This window comes from Oscillibacter sp. CU971, assembly GCF_905219725.1.
Lineage (GTDB): Bacteria > Bacillota > Clostridia > Oscillospirales > Oscillospiraceae > Oscillibacter.
In genome coordinates this window covers 1-1,167 of the sequence record NZ_CAJMXG010000548.1, presented here as the reverse complement: position 1 = coordinate 1,167, position 1,167 = coordinate 1, and the positions used below count along the sequence as shown (strand labels likewise).

Sequence of the window (1,167 nt, the reverse complement as noted above, 5' to 3'; positions counted from 1 at the left end):
TTAGTGTGGACCGCCAGCCCCGATGGGCAAAAGAACCGACTTATTTTCGCCGTGACGGAACTGATTCCGACGGACCAGCTTGCCTCGAAGCCTCTGAGCGTTCCGCCGACGCCCTATTTGAAAAGAACCATTCACAGGGCCTCTAAGACGGAAGTGCGCTGCCGCCGTTTCTATTGCGCGGTAGGAACGGCGCTCGCGTGCTTTGAGCGCTTTGATTGGTCTCTCTTGGGCGGGCCCCAGAAATTGCAGCGTGGAAGCACGCTCAAGCGGCAGCCGTCACAGGGCTTCTCCGTCGTGCTGCCCCGGGGTCATACGCCCCTGGGCTTCAGTGAAAACAGCCTTTCTATGGTTCTCCCCAACCGTTCCACGTCCTTCCGGGCCTATGGATTTGTGGAGGAACAAGCAGAAACAGAGGCCGTTTTTTCCGACGGAGAAAGAAACATCATCCAAAAATTTATCCGCAAGTACTGTGGAGCGGACTTGGGGGCCTACCGGGAGTTCTGGGGCGCCAGCATTCTGTGTATGTCCAATCCCATTCTGTGGGACTATAAGAGCTTTGGCGTGGATGCGCAGAAGCAGCTGTATCTCCTGCTCCTGCCCCGGGAGGAACAGGATGTGAAGGGGATGCGCTACATGGTCCATATGCAGCACCTCTTCGGGGCCGCAGACGCCAATATCTCCGAAGTCACTTCGGAGATTCTCAAATTTCCCCTTCCAAATCCAGATCTGGAGCCACAGCTATACCTTTGGGACAAACAGGGGAATCTGCTGGAAATCAGGCCGCTTTCCTTCTTCGGTTCGATCTCCCATTTCTCCGAGCGGCAGCGCAAGCTCCCCAACGGAGAGAGCACAGCAATATGGCCCGAGGACTATTACAAATCCCGCCGGAACGAAAAGAACCTGCTGACGCAGCAGGAAGAAGACCGCATGTACAAAAGCCTGGAGAAAAAGGGTCGGTTCTTCTATTTCAGGGCCGGAGAGACAACCCGCGCTTGTCATACGGTGGGAAAGCTCCTCTCCACGGCGGGGCTTGACATAACAATCTGCGATATGTATCTGAATGGAAAGGGCTTTGACGACTGTGTCAAGGGCTGGATTCGGTGCAGGAGCCTTACGCTGTTCGCCTCAAAAAACTGGCTGCGTAAAAAGGAGGACGGATCTTAGGAT

General features: G+C 55.1%; 1 protein-coding gene. It reads left to right on the top strand.

Features of this window, described 5'->3' with window-relative positions; all coding sequences use genetic code 11:
• Positions 1 to 243 precede the first annotated feature (243 nt).
• Positions 244 to 1,164, top strand: a complete 921-nt coding sequence (locus JX325_RS17315) for a hypothetical protein (protein ID WP_204792245.1) — start codon at positions 244 to 246, stop codon at positions 1,162 to 1,164.
• Positions 1,165 to 1,167: the final 3 nt, after the last annotated feature.